Source organism: Sphingomonas sp. R86520 (genome assembly GCF_042466285.1).
GTDB lineage: Bacteria > Pseudomonadota > Alphaproteobacteria > Sphingomonadales > Sphingomonadaceae > Sphingomonas.
On record NZ_JAXHBZ010000001.1, the window covers coordinates 4,177,424 to 4,197,154 of the forward strand.

The 19,731-nt window shown below is 65.3% G+C and carries 19 protein-coding genes and 1 pseudogene; 2 read left to right on the plus strand and 18 right to left on the minus strand.

Annotated features, from left to right (window positions below; genetic code table 11):
* Positions 1-19: 19 nt before the first annotated feature.
* The 10 genes and pseudogenes from pnp to rimP form a co-directional block, all read right to left on the minus strand.
* Complete coding sequence (gene pnp / locus SJY41_RS19225; RefSeq protein WP_380783825.1) at positions 20-2,443, minus strand: polyribonucleotide nucleotidyltransferase; 2,424 nt, start codon at positions 2,441-2,443, stop codon at positions 20-22.
* Positions 2,444-2,635: 192 nt separating this feature from the next.
* Entirely contained in the window at positions 2,636-2,905 is a 270-nt protein-coding gene (rpsO, locus tag SJY41_RS19230; RefSeq protein WP_055881152.1) for a 30S ribosomal protein S15, read from the minus strand.
* 17 nt (positions 2,906-2,922) lie between these two features.
* Positions 2,923-4,005, minus strand: coding sequence for a tRNA pseudouridine(55) synthase TruB (truB, locus tag SJY41_RS19235; protein ID WP_380784195.1), 1,083 nt, complete (start codon positions 4,003-4,005; stop codon positions 2,923-2,925).
* 263 nt (positions 4,006-4,268) lie between these two features.
* Positions 4,269-4,844, minus strand: a complete 576-nt coding sequence (locus SJY41_RS19240; RefSeq protein ID WP_380783826.1) for a thymidine kinase — start codon at positions 4,842-4,844, stop codon at positions 4,269-4,271.
* 308 nt (positions 4,845-5,152) lie between these two features.
* Positions 5,153-5,542: a 30S ribosome-binding factor RbfA gene (rbfA, locus tag SJY41_RS19245; RefSeq protein ID WP_056051571.1), complete on the minus strand. Its 390-nt coding sequence runs from the start codon at positions 5,540-5,542 to the stop codon at positions 5,153-5,155.
* A 115-nt stretch (positions 5,543-5,657) separates the two neighbouring features.
* On the minus strand, positions 5,658-8,522 hold the full coding sequence (gene infB, locus SJY41_RS19250; RefSeq protein WP_380783827.1) for a translation initiation factor IF-2: 2,865 nt from the start codon (positions 8,520-8,522) through the stop codon (positions 5,658-5,660).
* Entirely contained in the window at positions 8,519-9,238 is a 720-nt protein-coding gene (locus SJY41_RS19255; RefSeq protein WP_380784196.1) for a DUF448 domain-containing protein, read from the minus strand. Before SJY41_RS19255 ends, infB begins: the two co-directional genes overlap by 4 nt.
* Positions 9,239-9,371: 133 nt before the next feature.
* A complete protein-coding gene (locus SJY41_RS19260) occupies positions 9,372-9,611 on the minus strand; it encodes a 4-oxalocrotonate tautomerase family protein (RefSeq protein ID WP_055881134.1) in 240 nt (79 codons plus the stop codon).
* A 146-nt stretch (positions 9,612-9,757) separates the two neighbouring features.
* A pseudogene (gene nusA / locus SJY41_RS19265) lies at positions 9,758-11,362 on the minus strand (transcription termination factor NusA); the annotation flags it as partial.
* A complete protein-coding gene (gene rimP / locus SJY41_RS19270; RefSeq protein WP_380783828.1) occupies positions 11,362-11,955 on the minus strand; it encodes a ribosome maturation protein RimP in 594 nt (197 codons plus the stop codon). The pseudogene nusA and the gene rimP, both read right to left, overlap by 1 nt.
* 178 nt (positions 11,956-12,133) lie before the next feature.
* On the opposite strand from rimP, the gene SJY41_RS19275 reads away from it, so the two are divergent.
* Entirely contained in the window at positions 12,134-13,273 is a 1,140-nt protein-coding gene (locus tag SJY41_RS19275) for a PQQ-dependent sugar dehydrogenase (RefSeq protein ID WP_380783829.1), read from the plus strand.
* A gap of 125 nt (positions 13,274-13,398) precedes the next feature.
* Here SJY41_RS19275 and SJY41_RS19280 read toward each other — a convergent pair whose 3' ends face one another.
* Positions 13,399-13,800, minus strand: coding sequence for a PaaI family thioesterase (locus tag SJY41_RS19280; protein WP_380783830.1), 402 nt, complete (start codon positions 13,798-13,800; stop codon positions 13,399-13,401).
* Positions 13,797-14,252 carry a PaaI family thioesterase gene (locus SJY41_RS19285; protein WP_121904285.1) on the minus strand — a complete coding sequence of 152 codons (456 nt, stop codon included), beginning with the start codon at positions 14,250-14,252 and terminating at the stop codon, positions 13,797-13,799. The genes SJY41_RS19280 and SJY41_RS19285 overlap by 4 nt, the downstream gene beginning before the upstream one ends.
* A gap of 95 nt (positions 14,253-14,347) precedes the next feature.
* On the opposite strand from SJY41_RS19285, the gene SJY41_RS19290 reads away from it, so the two are divergent.
* Complete coding sequence (locus tag SJY41_RS19290; protein ID WP_380783831.1) at positions 14,348-15,130, plus strand: crotonase/enoyl-CoA hydratase family protein; 783 nt, start codon at positions 14,348-14,350, stop codon at positions 15,128-15,130.
* 210 nt (positions 15,131-15,340) lie between these two features.
* Here the strand turns inward: SJY41_RS19290 and SJY41_RS19295 are convergent, their stop codons facing one another.
* The 6 genes from SJY41_RS19295 to lptF all read right to left on the minus strand — a co-directional run bounded on the left by SJY41_RS19295 (position 15,341) and on the right by lptF (position 19,666).
* Positions 15,341-15,694 carry a hypothetical protein gene (locus SJY41_RS19295; protein WP_380783833.1) on the minus strand — a complete coding sequence of 118 codons (354 nt, stop codon included), beginning with the start codon at positions 15,692-15,694 and terminating at the stop codon, positions 15,341-15,343.
* A complete protein-coding gene (locus SJY41_RS19300; RefSeq protein ID WP_380783835.1) occupies positions 15,694-16,113 on the minus strand; it encodes a hypothetical protein in 420 nt (139 codons plus the stop codon). The genes SJY41_RS19295 and SJY41_RS19300 overlap by 1 nt, the downstream gene beginning before the upstream one ends.
* 40 nt (positions 16,114-16,153) lie before the next feature.
* Entirely contained in the window at positions 16,154-16,879 is a 726-nt protein-coding gene (gene gloB, locus SJY41_RS19305; protein WP_380783836.1) for a hydroxyacylglutathione hydrolase, read from the minus strand.
* Between the two features lie 10 nt (positions 16,880-16,889).
* Complete coding sequence (locus tag SJY41_RS19310; protein ID WP_380783837.1) at positions 16,890-17,303, minus strand: VOC family protein; 414 nt, start codon at positions 17,301-17,303, stop codon at positions 16,890-16,892.
* Positions 17,304-17,378: 75 nt separating this feature from the next.
* Positions 17,379-18,476 (minus strand): LPS export ABC transporter permease LptG, encoded by a 1,098-nt coding sequence (gene lptG / locus SJY41_RS19315; protein WP_380783838.1) that lies wholly within the window; start codon positions 18,474-18,476, stop codon positions 17,379-17,381.
* Positions 18,473-19,666, minus strand: a complete 1,194-nt coding sequence (lptF, locus tag SJY41_RS19320; RefSeq protein ID WP_380783839.1) for an LPS export ABC transporter permease LptF — start codon at positions 19,664-19,666, stop codon at positions 18,473-18,475. The genes lptG and lptF overlap by 4 nt, the downstream gene beginning before the upstream one ends.
* Positions 19,667-19,731 lie beyond the last annotated feature (65 nt).

The window sequence follows — 19,731 nt, forward strand, 5'->3', positions numbered from 1 at the left end:
GCCGTTAGGCCGCAAAGGCTTAGTCGCGATCGCCGGTCAGGAACGCCGGTGCGAACTCGGGAGCCTTGTCGCCGTCCGAACGTGCAGCACGCTCGCCGCCGCCATTGCCACCCTGGCCGCCGCCATCGCGACGCGGACCACGGCCACCGCCGTTGCCGCCAGCGTCACGGCCGCCATCGCCGTCACGACGCGGACCGCGGGGACCACGGTCACCGCCGCCTTCGCCGCGCGGGCCACGACCGCCAGCATCACGGCCGCCATCGCCATCACGACGCGGACCGCGTGGACCACGCCCACCTTCGCCGCCGCCACCTTCACGGGGCTCACGAGCAGGACGCGTGTCCTCGAGCTCTTCGCCGGTCGTCTGGTCGACGACGCGCATGGAAAGGCGAACCTTGCCGCGCGGATCGATCTCGAGAACCTTGACCTTGACCTCCTGGCCTTCGGTCAGGGCGTCCGACACCTTCTCGACGCGCTCGTTCTTGATTTCGGACACGTGGACGAGACCGTCCTTGCCACCCATGAAGTTCACGAACGCCCCGAAATCGACCAGGTTGACGACCTTGCCGTCATAGACCTTGCCGACTTCGGCTTCCTCGACGAGGCCCTTGATCCACTTGATCGCGGCTTCGATCTGCGCGGGGTCGGACGACGACACCTTGATCACGCCCTCGTCGTCGATGTCGACCTTGGCGCCCGTCTGCGCGACGATCTCGCGGATCACCTTGCCGCCGGTGCCGATGACTTCACGGATCTTCGACTTGTCGATCTGGAAGCTCTCGATGCGCGGTGCGTGCGCCGACAGTTCCTCACGGGTGTGGTCGAGTGCCTTGGCCATCTCGCCCAGGATGTGCGCGCGGCCTTCCTTGGCCTGCGCCAGCGCCTTGCCCATGATCTCCTCGGTGATGCCGGCGATCTTGATGTCCATCTGCATCGTGGTGATGCCCTCGGACGTGCCTGCAACCTTGAAGTCCATGTCACCGAGGTGATCCTCGTCGCCGAGGATGTCCGACAGAACCGCGAAGTTCTTGCCCTCGAGGATGAGGCCCATCGCGATGCCCGACACCGGACGCTTCAGCGGAACGCCCGCATCCATCATCGAGAGCGAACCACCGCAGACCGTCGCCATCGACGACGAGCCGTTGCTCTCGGTAATGTCCGACAGGACGCGGATCGTATACGGGAACTCTTCCTTGGTCGGCAGCACCGGGTGCAGCGCGCGCCATGCGAGCTTGCCGTGACCGACTTCGCGACGACCCGGCGCACCGAAGCGACCGACTTCACCAACCGAATAGGGAGGGAAGTTGTAGTGCAGCATGAAGTTTTCGTACGACAGGCCATTGAGACCGTCGATCATCTGCTCCGCATCGCGCGTACCGAGCGTCGTGGTGCAGATCGACTGCGTCTCGCCGCGCGTGAACAGGGCAGACCCGTGCGTGCGCGGGAGGAAGTGCACCATAGCCTCGATCGGACGGATCTGCGTGGTGGTGCGGCCGTCGATGCGGGTGCCGTCCTTGAGGATGGCGCCGCGGACGATCTCCGCCTCCAGCTTCTTCATCAGCTTGCCGGCTGCCATCTGGTCCTGCGGGGACGCGTCCGCGAATGCGGTCTTGCCCTTCGCGCGAGCGGCATTCAGCAGGTCGGACCGCTTGGACTTGTCGGTCACCTTGTAGGCGGCCGCGATGTCCTTGCCGATCAGCTTCTTCAGCTTGTCCTTGGCGGTCGACAGGTCGGCCTGCTCGGCCATTTCCCAAGGATCCTTGGCAGCCTTCTCGGCCAGATCGATGATCAGGTTCGCGGCTTCGCGGCAGGCCTTGTGGGCGAACTGCACGGCGCCGAGCATGATCTCTTCCGAAAGCTCCTTGGCTTCCGATTCGACCATCATCACGGCCTGGCCGGTGGCAGCGACGACGAGGTCGAGATCGCCAGCCTTGGCTTCCTCGAGGGTCGGGTTGAGGATGTACGCGCCATCGACGTAACCGACGCGCGCTGCGCCGATCGGGCCCATGAACGGCACGCCCGAGATCGTCAGCGCCGCCGACGCCGCGACCATCGCGAGGACGTCCGGCTCGTTCTCACCGTCATACGACAGAACCTGGCAGATCACGTTGATCTCGTTGTAGAAACCCTCTGGGAACAGGGGACGGATCGGGCGATCGATGAGACGGCTGGTCAGCGTCTCCTTTTCGGTCGCGCCACGCTCACGCTTGAAGAAGCCGCCGGGAATGCGGCCGCTCGCGGAGAACTTCTCCTGGTAATGGACGGTGAGCGGGAAGAAATCCTGCCCTTCCTTGACGGTCCGTGCAGCCGTCACGGCGCACAGAACGACGGTCTCGCCGAGGGTGGCGAGCACTGCGCCGTTTGCCTGGCGCGCAACGCGGCCGGTCTCGAGCGTCAGCGTCTTGCCGCCCCACTGGGCGCTTACGGTCTTGGTATCGAACATTCTTTTTCCTTCACTCCAAACGCCAGATGCGTTTGGGGCCTATGTGCGGGCTTAGCCGGCCCGCGGCGGTGTGGAGCGAGTTGTCGCCCCTTGCCAGTGCACCGAATTGTGTCCTGGCGTTTGCCTCCGCGCGAAATGCGCGGAATCAAAACCCTATATACGAAAACGGCCCCCCGAGGGGAGCCGTCTAAGTTACTTGCGGAGACCGAGCTTCGCGATCAGATCCAGATAGCGCTGGCCGTCCTTGTGACGAAGATAATCCAGCAGCGTCCGGCGCTTGTTGACCATCATGAGAAGGCCACGACGCGAGTGGTTGTCCTTCTTGTGGCCCTTGAAATGCTCGGTCAGGTTCTTGATGCGCTCGGTCAGGATCGCGACCTGGACTTCCGGCGAACCGGTGTCACCCTCGGCGCGCGAATGCTCCTTGACGAGCTCGGTCTTGCGTTCAGCGGTAATCGTCATGAATTCGTCCTACGACATCACAGATTGAAACCGCGAACGACCCGGACGTCTCCGTCCTCGACCTCGACCAGCGCGACCGGGACAGCGTCCAGTTCGGCGAAGTATTGGCCATCGTCTGCGGCGATCCCGGCCAAGATACGCCCCTGTCGGAGCGCCCCTGCCTGGTCGGGGGTGAGGGAGAGAGCCGGGATGTCGTCCAGCGCCACCCTCAAGGGCAGAAGTACATCTTCAAGCGCGGAGGCCTTAGCGAGTTCGTCCAGTTTGTCCAGCGATATCGCGGCGGTGAGGTCGAACGGGCCGGCCTTGGTACGGCGCAGCATGGTGACATGGCCGACGGTGCCGAGCGCGAGGGCGATGTCGCGCGCGAGCGAGCGGATGTAGGTGCCCTTGGAGACATGCGCGGTGAGGGTGACCTTCTCCAGGGGGGAGTGGGGAAGGGGGGCGCGAGGAAGGGCGAAGTCGGGAAGGGAGTCCCCATCCACCCCAACCCCGTCATCCCAGCGGAAGCTGGGATCTCCCGGTGAGGCGGGCGTACGTTCCCCCCCGAGATCCCGGCTTTCGCTGGGATGACGGTCTGAAGCCGGATGACGGTCGGGGACCGGATGCTGGTCTGGGGCCGAATGACGGTCGGGGCGGAGTGTCAGCGAATGGATCGTCACATTTCGACTAGCCAGCACCACCTCATGCCCGGCCCGAGCCAGATCATAAGCCCGCTCCCCGTCCACCTTCAGCGCCGAATACGCCGGCGGCACCTGAGAAATAGGCCCTGTAAACTGCGCCAGCACCGCCTCCACCGCCCCCAGAGTCGGCCGAACATCGGACGCAGCAATGCTCACGCCTTCAGCATCCAGCGTGTCGGTCTGAACCCCGAACATCACCGTAAAATCATAGATCTTGTCACTATCGAGCATCCGCCCGGCCAGCTTCGTCGCCTCCCCGACGGCGATCGGCAGAACCCCGGTAGCGAGCGGATCGAGCGTCCCGCCATGCCCCACCTTGAACTTCCCATACCCGCCGTTGCGAAGTGCCCGCTTCACCGCCGACACCCCCTGCGTCGATCCCAAGCCCAGCGGCTTGTCGAGAATGATCCAGCCATGCATGTTCTTAAATCCTAGAATATCGAGCATATGCGGCAGGGATCATCCCGACCAATCCCGTCGCCAACCGACCCCGTCGTTGACCGACCCCGTCGCCAACCAATCCCGTCGCCAACCAATCCCGTCACCGACCGACCCAAATCCGTCACCCCAGCGAAAGCTGGGGTATCCCACGGGTCAGATGCCGCCCGCCAAATGATGAGATCCCAGCTTCCGCTGGGATGACGATCGGGGAGGGCGGGACCTTGGCAATCGAGCGCAAGCTGCTACCCCAAAGCCTCGCAAAAATGCCGCCGGCACAGCGCGACATACCGGTCGTTCCCGCCGATCTCCGTCTGCTGTCCCTCGGCAATCGCGCGCCCGTTCCCATCGACCCGCAGGTTCATCGTAGCTTTTCGCCCACACCCGCAAACCGACTTGATCTCCACCAGCGAGTCCGCCAGCGCCAGCAACCGCGCCGACCCCGGAAACAGCGCCCCCTGGAAATCGGTCCGCAACCCGTACGCCAGCACCGGTATCCCCACCACGTCGCAGATATGCGCAAGCTGATCGACCTGCGCCGAAGTCAAAAACTGTGCCTCGTCCACCAGCACGCACGAGATCGCGTCCTCGCCGTGCTGTCGAACCACGCAGGCCCCGATATCCGTTCCCGCATCGAACGCGATCGCGGGCGCCTCCAGCCCGATCCGCGACGTGATCGTCCCCGCCGCGAACCGGTCGTCTACGCCCGCCGTAAACAGCATCGTCCGCATCCCCCGCTCGCGGTAGTTGAAGTCCGCCTGCAACAGGTTCGTCGACTTCCCCGCGTTCATCGAGGCGTAGTAGAAATACAGCTTGGCCATGGGGGCAAAGAGCGGGAACGCCGGTAGATGTCCAGACCCGTTTCCATTCCCCGTTCGTCCTGAGTAGCTGTTGAGCTTGTCGAAGCGGCGTATCGAAGGACAGGCTGGTAGGCGGAACCTGTGCTTCGATACGAGCCCTCGATACGCTTCTGCGAAGCTACTCGGTCTCTACTCAGCACGAACGGAAAGGGGGGCGGGGGCGCGAGGAGCGGGAGGGGTCTGGGAACCGGATGGGGCGGGCGAGGTATTGCAATCGACCCGCCATCCGCCTGACTCGCTGCAACTGGGGCACTAAACGGCGGCCAGTATCAATCTTCGGTCAGATCTCGCGCAACATGCGGATCCCGCAACAACTGGTCGATATGCGTACCCTCGTCGAAGCTTTCGTCCGCCAAGAACTTGAGCTTGGCGGCATACCGCATCTGCACCCGGTTCGCGACTTCGCGCTGGAGGTAGGCGGTGTTGGTCCGCAGCGCCTTCAGCACCTTTTCCTCGTCCTTGCCGAGCAACGGCTTCACGAAGACGGTAGCGTGGCGGAGGTCGGGGGACATGCGGACTTCGGTGATCGTCACGAGGTGCTTTTCGAGCACCGGATCGTGGACGTCGCCGCGCGCGAGGATGTCCGACAGCGCATGGCGCGCCTGCTCGCCGACTCGCAACGAGCGGACGGCTTTTGCTTCTGGGGTATCGGTCTTCATCTTAAGCTCCCTCTCCCCCTCGGGGAGAGGGCGGGGGTGAGGGGTGCCGCATACGCCAGCGCCTGGGACAGCCCCTCACCCAACCCTCTCCCCGCAGGGGAGAGGGCTTTAGTAGTTACAAAGTACGTTCGCGCATCTCGACTTCGAACGTCTCGAGGACGTCGCCGGCCTTGATGTCGACGAAGTTCGACGTGAACGTCACGCCGCACTCCAGCCCCGCTCGGACCTCCGCGACATCATCCTTGAAGCGACGCAGCGATGCGATTTCGCCCTGGTAGATGATGACGTCGTTGCGCGTGATGCGTGCCTTGAGCGCCTTGCGGATGTTGCCCTCGGTGACGAGCAGACCTGCTGCCTTGCCGTGCTTGCCCGCCGAGAAGACCTCGCGGATATCGGCACGACCGACGACCGTCTCGAACGCTTCCGGCCCAAGCTCGCCTGCCATCCCCGCCCGGATCTCGTCGATCAGGTCGTAGATCACATCGTAATATTTGAACGCGACCTTCTGGCGCTCGGCGATCTCGCGTGCCTTGGCGTTCGGGCGGACGTTGAAGCCGATGATCGGGGCCCCCGAAGCGGCCGCCAAGGTGACGTCCGACTCGGTGATGCCACCAACGCCCGAGCTCAGCACCCGCGCCTTGATCAGGTCGGTGGAGATCTTGTTGATCGCCCCGACGATCGCCTCGACCGTGCCTTGCGTATCCGCCTTCACGACCAGCGGATATTCGATCGCCTGCTTTTCCTTCAGCGCCGAGAACATGCTCTCGAGGCTGGCAGGAACCGATGCGGTCCGCTTGTCGGTCTTCACGCTGCGACGATATTCCGCGACTTCGCGGGCCCGTGCCTCGTTCTCGACGACCTGGAACGGATCGCCCGCCTGCGGAACACCCGACAGACCCAGGACCTCGACCGGCATCGCCGGACCCGCTTCCTTGATCTGCTTGCCCTTGTCGTCGACCAGCGCACGGACCTTGCCGCTCTCGCCGCCGACCACGAAGATGTCGCCGACCCGCAGCGTACCGCGGTTGACGAGGATCGTCGCGACCGGACCACGGCCCTTGTCGAGCTTGGCCTCGATCACCGTACCCTCGGCGGCGCGATCCGGATTGGCGCGCAGTTCGAGCAGTTCGGCCTGGAGCTGGATCTTCTCGATCAACGCATCGAGACCGATCTTCTTGGTCGCGGAGACTTCGACGTCCTGGACGTCGCCGCCCATGTCCTCGACCACGATCTCCTCGCTCAGCAGGCGCTCGCGCACCTTCTGGGCATTGGCGCCTTCCTTGTCGATCTTGTTGATCGCGACGATCATCGGCACGCCAGCCGCCTTGGTGTGGGCGATCGCCTCCACCGTCTGCGGCATCAGGCCGTCGTCCGCCGCCACCACCAGGATGACGATGTCGGTGACGTCTGCACCACGCGCACGCATCTGCGTGAACGCCTCATGGCCCGGGGTGTCGAGGAAGGTGATCTTCGACTTGTCCTTCAGCGTGACCTGGTAGGCGCCGATGTGCTGGGTGATGCCACCCGCTTCGCCGCGCACCACGTCGGTGCCGCGCAGGGCATCGAGCAGCGACGTCTTGCCGTGATCGACGTGACCCATGATCGTGACGACCGGGGCACGCGGCTTCAGCGTCTCCTCGGCATCGTCGATCGTGTCGTTGGCCAGATCCTGGTCGACATCGCTGACGCGCGTCAGGTTGTGGCCGAACTCGGTGACGAGCAACTCGGCGGTATCCTGGTCGATCGTCTGCGTCATCGTGACGGGCATGCCCATCTTGAACAGCGCCTTGACGAGGTCGGCACCCTTTTCGGCCATGCGGTTGGCAAGTTCCTGCACCGTGATCGCCTCTGGGACGACGACGTCGCGGATCTGCTTGGCCTGCGCCTCACGCGGACCACCCGAACCGCGACGCTCCTTCTCGCGCGCACGCTTCAGTGCGGCGAGCGAGCGAGCACGTGCACCATCACCATCGCCGAGCGCGCGGTTGACGGTGAGCTTGCCCGAGGTGCGACGATCGTCGCCCTTGCGGTCACGCTGCTGCGGACGCGCCGGGACTGCATCGCGACGGACGCCACCAGCAGGTGCGTTCGCGCCGGTCGCACCAGGGCGAGCGGCGGTCGTGCCTGCGTTTCCGGCCGTGGTGGGCGCTGCAGCGGCAGCGGGTGCTGCGACAGGCTTTGGCGGCGGCGGCGGACGCTCTGGACGTGCAACCGGCGAGAACCGGCGCGGTGCCGGGAATGCCGGATCGCGGGTCAGTTCGAGAATGGGCGGCGGTGCCGGCGGGGTAACGGGTGCCGGCGCAGGCTTGGGAGCCGGTGCTGGAGCAGCCGCTACCGGAGCGGGCGCGGGCTTCGGTGCAGGCGCGGGCGCCGCAGCAACCGGAGCTGGGGCAGGCGCCGCAGCAACGGGGGCTTCGACCGGAGCTGGCGCGGGCGCTGGCGTCGGTGCCGCCACCGGAGCGGGAGCCGCTTCGACCACGGGGGCCGGTGCGGGCGCAGGGGCCTCGACCGGCTTCGGCGCCTTGGCTTCAGCCTCGGCACGCGCGCGATCGGCGACGCGGTTGCGCTCGTCCTCGGCTGCCTTGGTACGCTCGGCTTCCTGGCGACGACGCCCTTCTTCCAGCGTGTTCATGCGCTGCTCTTCGGCCTCGCGGAGCAGCTTGGCCTGGCGCTCCTGCGGCGACAGATTGCTCTGCTGCTGACGCACGGGGGCGGGCGCAGGCTGCGGTGCGCGCGCCTGCGGTGCCGGGGCTGCGGGGGCGGCCGCCGGGGCGGGCGCGGCAACCGGTGCGGCATCCGCGACCTGCACGTCGGGCTCGCCCGGACGGCGCAGGACGCGCGCGCGCTTGGTTTCCACGATCACCGTATTCGATCGGCCGTGGCTGAAGCTCTGCTTCACCTGGCCGGTCTCGACCGTGCGCTTCACACCCAAAGGTGCGCGCATGCCAAGTTTCGGCTTCTCGTTGTCCGTGTCGCTCACTCAAATTCCTCAGTCATGTCCACGGCCGGGCGTGTTCCGGTCGATCCGGACGCCTGTTGTATCGGTGGCGCCCCATTTTGTGGTGACGCCGATGCGCCCTGCGAGGCCGTTTCGCAAGACACGGAAGAAGGTTCGGGGCCGATAAAATGCAGCCAACGGTCGAGCGCTTCGCTCACCCGCTTTGCTGCAGCGCGGTCGGTCAGGCCAATGTGTACCACATTTTCCCGCCCCAGCGCCAACGCCAATATGGTGCGCGATACCGGCAGTGCCAACCCCCGCAAACCCGAGCCCTCGACATCGTTGCCGATGCGCCACGCCTGATCGAGCTTGCGGTTGCCATCCTCGGCCGCGTCGGACGCATGATACAGCGCCTTCAGCTTGCCCTGGCGCGCGTTCTGCTCGATCCGGTCGGAGCCGATCAGCACCGTGCCGGAACGCGATTCAAGCCCGAGCCGGTCGAGCGCGTTACGCTCCAGTGCGGATTCGATCTTGGCGGGAAGCTCGGAATCGATGCTGAACTCGCCGGTCTTGAACGCGCGGGAAAGAGCGCCCTTGAGCTTGCCCTTCTTGATCGCGGCTTCGAGCTCGACTCGCGTGACACCGATCCACGCGCCGCGGCCGGGAGCCTTGGCGCGCACGTCGGGAAGGATCTGCCCATCGGGCGACAATGCGAGTCGCACCAGATGCGGCCGCACGTCGCGCTCGCCCGAGAGGATGCACTTGCGTACGGGCTCATTCCCCTCCCGCTCGCGGGAGGGGTTAGGGGAGGGGCTATCCGCAGGGGCGGCGGCCGTGACTGCCCTCCCCCGACCCCTCCCGCGAGCGGGAGGGGAGTTTAGCGGCGCGGTGTCATCGGGAGGGTTCCGCATGTGCGTCCTCCTGCGCCGGAGTCGTCTTCGGAGCGTCGCGATCGACCAGCAATTGGCCGCCCGCGCCGTAATTCTCGGTCGAGACCTCTTCGATCACGATCTGCACCGCAGCCGGGTTCTTTCCCAGCCGCTGCACGAGCGACTGGGTGACATCGGCGACGATGCCGGACTTCTGGTCCTTGGTGGCGGACCCCGAGATGCGGATGCTGACGAAGGGCATCAGGCCTTGTCGTCCTCGCTCTTCGAGTCGGTGTCTGCAGCGCCCTCAGCCACGCCTTCGTCGGCCGTCGTCTCTTCAGTCACAGCGTCCTCGACCGCAGCGTCGTCAGCCGAAGCCTCTTCCACCGAAGTTTCGTCCGTCACGTCCGCCTCGACGTCGTCAGCCGAAGCCTCGGGAGCCTCGTCCTCGAACCAGTGCGCGCGCGCCGCCATGATGATCTCGTTGCCCTGCTCGTCGCTCAGGCCATATTCCGCGAGAATCCCGCCCTTGGGCTCAGGCCGCTTCGGCGCGTCCTCGTTGCGACGACGTGGCTCGACGCGCTTCTTCTCGACAAGCTCGTCGGTCGCGAGATCGGCGAGGTCGTCGAGCGTCTTGATGCCCGCCTTGCCGAGCGTGACCAGCATCGCCTCGTTGAGATACGGCATGCCGGCCAGGGCATCCTCCACGCCGAGCGCGGTACGCTCTTCGCGGCTGGCAGCGTCGCGACGCTCGAGCGCCTCGGTCGCACGGTTCTGCAACTCGCCCGCGAGGTCCTCGTCGAAGCCCTCGATGCCGGCGATCTCCTCGACCTCGACATAGGCGACCTCCTCGAGGTTCGTGAACCCTTCGGCAACCAGCAGCTGTGCGAGCGTCTCGTCGACGTCGAGCTCCTTCTCGAACATCGCCGAACGCTCGACGAAGTCCTTCTGGCGCTTCTCCGACGCATCAGCCTCGGTGAGGATGTCGATCGCCTTGCCGGTCAACTGCGACGCAAGCCGCACGTTCTGGCCACGACGGCCGATCGCCAGCGAAAGCTGATCGTCGGGAACGACCACCTCGATGCGCTCTTCCTCCTCGTCGATCACGACGCGCGACACGGAGGCCGGCTGCAACGCGTTGACGACGAAGGTCGCGATGTCGGGCGACCAGGGGATGATATCGATCTTCTCGCCCTGCATTTCCTGCACGACGGCCTGGACGCGGCTACCCTTCATGCCGACGCACGCGCCGACCGGATCGATGCTCGAATCATGCGAGATGACGCCGATCTTCGCGCGCGAACCCGGATCGCGGGCCGCGGCCTTGATCTCGATGATGCCGTCGTAGATCTCGGGCACTTCCTGCGCGAACAGCTTCTTCATGAAGTCGGGATGCGCGCGGCTGAGGAAGATCTGCGGCCCACGGTTCTCGCGGCGGACGTTGAGGATCAGCGAGCGGATGCGGTCGTTGACGCGCACCACTTCGCGCGGGATCTGCGCATCGCGGCGGATGACGCCTTCTGCGCGGCCAAGGTCGACGACGACATGGCCGAACTCGACGCGCTTGACGACGCCGGTGATGATCTCGCCCGCGCGGTCCTTATACTCTTCGAACTGGCGCTCGCGCTCGGCGTCGCGGACCTTCTGGAAGATGACCTGCTTGGCGGCCTGTGCGGCGATGCGGCCGAACTCGATCGGGGGCAGCGGGTCGACGATGAAGTCGCCGAGTGCCGCGTCCTTCTGGAGCTTCTGCGCGCCCTTGACGTCGACCTGCTTGAAATAATCGTCGACCGCCTCGACCACTTCGACGACGCGCCACAAGCGCAGATCGCCGGTGTTCGGATCGAGCTTCGCGCGGATGTCGTTCTCGGCGCCGTAGCGTGAGCGGGCGGCGCGCTGGATCGCGTCCTCCATCGCCTCGATCACGATCGCCTTGTCGATCATCTTCTCCGACGCGACCGAATTCGCGATCGCGATCAGTTCCGCGCGGTTTGCGGTGACTGCCGTGGCCATCAATGCTGTCCTTCTTCGGTCTCTGCGCCCTGAGCATCAGGCTCTTCGGGCACGTCTTGATAGAAAACTTCGTCCGCGCCTTCGGTGGAAAGCGGCGCGGTCGCGGCGATGAGTCGGTCGGTCATGACGAGCTTGGCGTCGGCGACCTGCGAAAAGTCGATCGTCATGAGCTTGTGCTTGTTGACGTCGACGGTGATCTTCGTCCCCTCGACGCCCATCAGGTTACCCGAGATCTGCTTGCGATCCTCGAACGGCTCGACGAGGCGGATACGCGCCTCCTGGCCTTCCCAGTCGGCGAAGTCCTGCAACCGGGTCAGCGGACGATCGATACCGGGGCTCGACACTTCGAGACGGTACGCGTCCTCGCCGACCGGGTCCTTGCCCTCGGCTTCGAGCGCATCGAACTTGTCCGAGATGCGGCGCGACAGCTCGGCGCAATCCTCGATCACCAGCTGGCGGGTGTCGGGGCGCTCGGCCATCACCTGCAACGTCGGATCCGACTTGCCGCCCTGCATGCGCACGCGCACGAGGCTGAGGCCAAGCGCGGTCGCCTCGGGTTCGATCAGGTCGGTCAGCAGGGCGATATTCGCCATCGAAATTCCAAACAGGGCCAAAGCACAGGTGATTGCCGCCGCGGAGCAAGCCCCGCAGCCTCTTCATCTGGCGATGTAGAGAAGTGGTGCCTCTATACGCGGGGTGGCGCTGCTCCGCAAGCGGGAGCAACCTTCGTTTAGTACGCTGCGTTAGCGCAGGGATTTCCGGGAGAAGATCATGATTCGCAAAACACTGTTCGCCACTGGGTTGCTGACAACCACGCTGCTCGCCTCGACTGCCTGTTCGGCACAACCGGCTGCGGCGGGCAAGCCGTTCAAGGAGACGGTGGTCGCTGATTTCGATTCGCCCTGGGCGATGACGTTCCTGCCCGACAAGCGCATGCTGGTGACGGAAAAGAAGGGCGAGATGCTGCTCGTCTCCGCGGACGGCAAGTCGCGCCAGACGGTCGCGACGATCACCGTCGATTCGGCAGGGCAAGGCGGCCTGATGGACGTCGTCCTCGCGCCCGACTTCGCGACCAGCAACCGCGTCTATTTCAGCTATTCGACCGCAGGTGAGGGCGGCAAGGGCGTCGTGCTCGCGCGGGGAACGCTGTCGATCCCGGTTTGCGTGAAGGCCCCCTGCGATTTCGCGCGGCTGGAAGACATCACCGAATTGTACCGCGCGCGGCCCTTCGTCGAGGGCAACGGCCATTATTCGGGCCGCATCGCCTTCTCGCCCGACGGCAGATATTTGTTCTTCACCAACGGCGAGCGCCAGAAGTTCACGCCCGCGCAGGATCCCAAGGTGACGCTGGGGAAAGTGTTGCGCCTCACCCTCGACGGCAAGCCAGCCCCCGGCAACCCACTCGCCGCGAAAGGCTTCGAGCCCGAGATTTGGTCTTACGGCCACCGCAACCTGCTCGGCATCGCCTTCGATGCGCAGGGCAATCTCTGGGAGCAGGAGATGGGGCCGAAGGGCGGGGACGAGCTCAACCTGATCAAGCCTGGCCTGAATTACGGCTGGCCCAACGCCTCCAACGGCAGCAACTACGACGGCACCGACATCCCCGATCACAAGCCCGGCGACGGCTATGAGCCGCCCAAGGTGTTCTGGAACCCGGTCATCTCGCCCGGCGGCCTGATGATCTATTCGGGCAGCATGTTCCCGCAGTGGAAGGGCGACGCGTTCATCGGCGGCCTGTCCTCGAAGTCCCTCGTCCGCGTCCACCTCACCGGCACGAACGCGGCCAAAGGCGACCAATGGGACATGAACGCTCGCATCCGCGAAGTCGAACAAGGCCCAGACGGCGCGATCTGGGTCCTGGAAGACGGCGGCGACTCACAAGGCCGCCTGATCAAACTGACCGCGAAGTAAGCGAAATTCCCCTCCCGCTTGCGGGAGGGGTCAGGGGAGGGCGCGACGTACGTACTGGCGTCCGGTCTGTGAGGCGCACCCCTCCCCCGACCCCTCCCGCTAAGCGGAAGGGGAGCAGAAGCGCGCTAGTCGCGCACGATCAGATAATTCATCCGCGCGGCGGCGATCGGCTTCTCTCTCTCGTCCTGCCAAGCGGTCGCCTCGACATTGGCGACCCGCGTCCCCAACCGGGTCACCACCCCCGCCGCTCGCGTCGGCTTGTCCCGACCACCCCGCATGAAATCGACGGTAACGTTCACCGGCTTGATCCGGGCTTCGGAGCCAGCGCCACCCTCAGCCTCCAACGCATGCTGCAAAGCCGCGATCGCCGCCATCTCCAGCAGCCCCGAGATAGCACCCCCATGCAGGAACCCCGGCCGCCCGAGCACGTCATCCGCAAACGGCATCAGCAACACCGGTGGCGCACCATCCTCAACCTCGACCGACACCCGCAGAATCTCCGCATAGGGCGGCAGACCGATCGTCATGCCTCGATCCTCCTGTTGAGACCCATGCCCGCGACATCGCCGACTACCATGAACGTCCCCGCCACATGCGCCAGCGGATCGCCCGGATCGCCGTCATGCGCCTGCCCGCGGACGAAAGCGATCGAGCGCGTGATCCGGTAGCACTCGCCGCGCCCAATCACCGTCTTCCCCGGCGTCGCCGGCCGCAGGTAATCCACCCGCAGGTCCAGCGTCGCATGCGGCACGAACGCGTTGCGCTTGATCCAGATCGCGAGACTCGTCGCCATGTCCATCATCGTGATGATCGGCCCCGACGCGATCACGCCGCTTGCCGGATCGCCGATCAGTCGCTCGTCATAGGGCAGCGCAAGCTCCGCCCAGTCGTCGCCATGCGCATGATAGCGCATCCCCAGCGCGGCGCCGTGCCCGCCGAACCCGCGCGTCGCAAACCATTGTGGATCAAAACCAGCCATGCGCGGAGCCTCTACACGCCGTGTGAGCGCACGCAACATTGCGGGCGGGCTCAGGCGCGGTTAGCGTTCGCGCAAAGATCGAGAGGATCGCCAGAATGAACGACCGGGTCACCATCACCGTCACGGACGGCATCGCCGACGTCCGCCTCGCGCGCGCCGACAAGATGAACGCGATCGACCCTGCGATGTTCGAGGGCATCGCCGCCGCGATCGACCGGCTCAAGCGGATGACCGAAGTCCGCTGCGTGGTGCTGTCGGGCGAAGGCAAGGCGTTCTGCGCCGGCCTCGACATGGCCTCGATGGCAAACGGCGGCTCCGGGCTGGCGCTAGGCGACCGCACCGAGGAGGGTGCCAACCTCGTCCAGCAGGTCGCGTGGGGCTGGCGCACCTTGCCGATGCCGGTGATCGCCGCGGTCCACGGCGTCGCGTTCGGCGGCGGCTTCCAGATCATGTCGGGCGCCGACATCCGGATTGCGCACCCGCAAGCCCGCTTCGCGATCCGCGAGACGTACTGGGGCCTCGTCCCCGACATGGCAGGCATTGCGCTCTGGCGCACGCTGGCGCGCGACGACGTGCTGCGTGAACTCACCTACACCGCCCGCGAGTTCGACGGCGCGGAGGCGCTGCGGCACGGCTTCGTCACGCGGCTGTCCGAAGACCCGCTCGGCGAGGCGATGATGCTTGCGCGCGAGATCGCGGCGAAGAACCCGCACGCGATCCGCGGATCGAAGGCGCTCTACAACCTCGCAGCGGATGCGGATGCGACCGCGGTCCTGCACGCGGAAACCGAAGAGCAGCTGAAGGTCATCCGCACGCCCAACCAGGTCGAGCAGGTGCGGGCCAACATGGAGAAGCGGGCGGCAGTGTTCGAGGACTGAGGCGTCTTCCAAGGGCGGATAGATTTCGAGCTTTAGCCGCCGCCCCTCACCACCACCCCGGCGAAGGCCGGGGCCCAATCGGAAAGTTCGATGTAACGGAGCGCCGCCCTCAGTCGGCACAGTCCCCCGATTGGGCCCCGGCCTCTGCCGGGGTAGTGCAATACGGATGTCGAAGTGACGTAAGGAAGGGCAGGGGGCGCAATTGCCCCCCTACTTGACCTTGTCATACGGCGTGAAATCCCGAAACCGGCAATACCCCGACGGAATCGACGTTCCGCTCGCAATCGTCCGGAACCGGTCGTTGCGGCACAATTGCCCGCCGTAGACATCGACGATCAACGTATCGAACGGTCGCAGCGAAGGGCATTCGCCAACCGGGCCGGTCTTCCACATACGCTTGCCCGATTGACGATACAGGATCGTCTGCGAATCGACGATTTCGGGCCCATCATTCTGGCTGATGTCGATGCACCGCACCGGCGTGCCGGCAACGCGCCCGGCAAGCGGGTCCGACTTACCGGCCACCAGCGTGAGCGCCAGCGCTGCGAGAACCGAAACGCGCATCATGGTTTGCGGTACGGAACGAAGTCGCCGAAGCTGCAACTTCCGGTCGGAAAGCGTGACGACTGGTCGATCGTCTGGGCAATGTCGCCGCGGCACAATTGCCCGCTCGGCGTACGGGTCACCAGGATGTCTCCACGCGCGATCCCCTCGCAGCCACCGGCCGTGTCGCTGCGGTAGACCAGCTTGCTGCTGACCCGGTAGAGGATCGTCGCGCCGAATCCCGAGCTCTGTTTCTGCGGAAACTGGTTCATGCAGGTCTCGGGCTTGCCCGGGACTAGTCCGGCTAGCGCTTTTGCCAGTTGCTCCTGAACGCCTGCCTCGCGGACCTGCGCACGCTCGACCTCGGCCTGGGTTTGCGTACACCCCGCCACCAGCATCGCGGTCGGTAGCATGAGCAACGGCAGGATTCGCATACGCATCGGAACGCTCCCCAAATCTCTCCGCCTACCCGTACCTCTATTACGCGCGAAACGCATCCTTGGCCGCACGATAGCCTGCGAACTGTTCGACCGACGTCGCCCGAAGGAACGGGTTGGTCGCACGTTCCAGCCCGATCATCGTCGGCACGGTTGGTTCGCCTGCTGCGCGCAGGGCATCCACGTCCGCCATCCGCGCGACGATCGCCGCATTGCCGGGCTCGGCGACCAGCGCGTATCGCCCATTGTTCTGGGTATATTCGTGTCCGCAATATACCGCGGTTTCGTCGGGCAGCACGGCATAGCGCTGCATGTTCGCGAACATGTCTGCGGGCGTGCCCTCGAACAATCGTCCACAGCCCATCGCGAACAACGTGTCACCCGTGAAGATGACCGCGTCGTCGGCAAAATGGAATGCGATATGCCCCTGCGTATGGCCCGGAACGGTCATCACGGTCGCCTCGTGCGCACCAAGGCGGACGACATCGCCTTCGCCGACCTGTTGGTCGAGCGTCGGGATCTTGTCCGCCTCCGCGGCTGGACCGACGATGGTCGCGCCATACGCCTTCATCTCGGCATTGCCGCCGGTATGATCGGGATGCCAGTGCGTCGTCCACACCCGGTCGATCCGCCACTCGCGCATCTTGGCGGCGGCAATCACCGGTCCCGCCTCGCCCGGATCGACCACCACCGTCTCGCCTGAGACGGTGTCGTGGATCAGCCAGGCATAGTTGTCGGAGAGGACCGGCACGCGGACGATATCGAGCATCAGCGGTGCCTTACCACTTGCCGGTATTGGGCATCGACGCCCAGGGCTCGGCTGGATCGAGAACGCCGTCCTGCAACAGCTCGATCGAGATATTGTCGGGCGTGCGAACAAACGCCATGTGGCCATCGCGCGGGGGGCGATTGATCGTCACGCCGGCATCCATCAGCCGCTGGCACGTCTCGTAGATGTCGTCGACGCGGTAGGCGAGGTGGCCGAAATTTCGACCCTCGTCATACGCCTCGGGATCCCAATTGTGCGTAAGTTCGACCTCGGCATCTTCATCGCCCGGCGCCGACAGGAAGATTAGCGTGAAGCGCCCCTTCTCGTTCTCCATGCGCCGCGCTTCCTTGAGGCCCAGCAATTCGAAGAACGCGATCGTCTTCGCCGGGTCGGTCACGCGGATCATGGTGTGAAGGTATTTCATGCTGGCTCCGAGGGTTGTTCGGAACCGCAGATAGGGACGCCGGGAGTAGCGTAAAAGGGCGAGGTCCGTGGAGCGCTATTCCTCCGAGCGGATCAGCACCGCTTCGCCGATCAGCAGGAACAGCAGGAACGGCGCCCAGGCGGCGAGGAACGGCGGGTAGGCCCCGAGATTGCCCATCGCCAGTGCGAAATTGTCGGCGACGAAGAACGCGAAGCCGAGCCCCATGCCGATGACGGCGCGGACGAACAGCTTGCCCGATCGTGCGATCCCGAACGCGGCGACCGCGCCCAGCAGCGGCATCAGCACCGACGACAGCGGCCCCGACAGCTTGTGCCAGAGCGACCCTTCGAGGGCCTTGGTCGGACGCCCGGCATCCGACAGGTCGTCGATCGCCGATCGCAGCGCACTGAACGACAACCCGTCCGCATCGACGCTGGCGAGCGTGAACTGGTCCGGCCGCACGTCTTTTGCGATCACGATAGAACCGAGGTTGGTAACCGTGCCGCGAGCGACCTCGAACCGGGTCACGGGGCTGACAAGCCAGCCGTTGGCGACCCGGTGGCCGTGATCGGCGCGCAGGATCGCGACGAGGTTGCCACCGGTGCGATCGTACAACGTAATGCCGCCCAGCTTGGTGGCATCCCCCCGCCCGCGAATCTGGGCGACCTCGATCAGATCGTCGCCGTCACGCACCCACACGTTGGCGCGGTCGCCGCGATCGATCGGCAGTTTGCCGTAATTGACCTTCTGCCACTGGTTCAGCGTGGCCGTCGCGCGCGCGACAACCCGGTCGTTGAACACGAAACTGATCACCGCCACGCCCAGGCTGGCGACGAGCAGCGGCGCGAGCACCTGATGCGCGGACAGCCCCGAGCCCTTCAGCGCGACGATCTCGCTGTTCTGGTTCATCGTGATCAGCGTCAGGATCGTGCCGAGCAGGACCGAGAAGGGCAGGAAGCGCGAGACGATCTGTGGCGCGCGCAGGGATACGTAATGCCAGACCTGGGCATCGCCATTGCCGGGAAAGGCGAGGATGTCTCCCGACGTGCTCAGCAGGTCGAGTGCCTGTAGTACCAGCACGAGCGCCGCCAGGACCGCGAACGTCCGTACCAGGAACATCCGCCCCATGTAGATCGCGACCGTGCGCGACGGAAAGAAGCTGACGAGTTTCATGCGGCCTTGCTCTTGCGGAACCCTGGCAGACGTTTGACGATCGCCTTGAACGTCTTCGAGAAGACGCGTTCGAGCGCACCGATCGGCTGGCCACCCGGCACATAGGCGATCGTGTAGTACATCCACAGGATCAGCCCGGCGAAGATCGTGAACGGCACCCATAGCGCGATGATCGGATCGATCCGTCCCAGTTCGCCGACGTCGGCAGCGTACTGGTTCACCTTGTGATAGGTGACGATCATCACGATCGACAGGAACACGCCGAGCGCGGACGAGGATCGCTTGGGCGGCACCCCGAGCGCGAGCGCGAGCAGCGGCAATAGGAACATCGTCGCGACCTCGGCCAGGCGGAAGTGGAATTCGGACCGGCTGCCGTCACGCTGTTCCAGCGTCGCGCCACGCTGGCCCTGCTTGGCCAGTTCGGGCAGCGTATATTCGAGGTTCCGGCCCCCGCGCACGCGGAAGCTTTCGAACTTGGGCAGGTTGATCGGCAGATCGTGGCTGGTGAAGGTCAGCACGCGCGGCGTCTTGAACTCGGGTCGGTTGTGGACGAGCGTGCCATTGGCGAGGCGGAAGATGATCACGTTGGGATCGTCGGTTGCGAGGAACTTGCCCTTCTCCGCAGTCACGCCCAGCCAGTCGCCATTCTGGCTCGACGCGTGGACGAAGATGCCCGACAGCTCGCGGCCCTTGTCCTTGCTCTCCTCGATCCGCAGCGTCATGCGGTCGCCAAGATTGGTGAATTCGCCGACCTTGATCGACGCACCCAGCGCTCCGGTGCGCAGCTCGAACCGCAGGCCCTCGTAATAATACCGCGCGATCGGCTGGACATAGCCGACGATCGCGAGGTTCAGCAGCGCCAGCGCGATGGTGTACATGTACGGCACGCGCAGCAGCCGATTGTAGCTCATCCCGACGCCGCGCAGCACGTCCAGCTCGGACGAGGTCGACAGCCGCCGGAACGCGAGCAGGATGCCGAGCATCAGCCCGATCGGAATGCCGAGGCCGAGATATTCGGGCAGCAGGTTGGCCAGCATCCGCCATACGACGCTGATCGGTCCGCCCTGCGTCGCCACGAAATTGAACAGCCCGAGCATGCGATCGAGGACGAACAGCATGACGGCGATCAGCAGCGTCGAAAAGAGCGGCACCGCGATCAGCCGGGCCATGTAGCGGTCGATGGATTTCATGCGAAGTTGGCGCTCGGTGTGCGGGGCGGTCTGCTGGGTCGCGCGGGTATAGAGGCGTGCAGCCG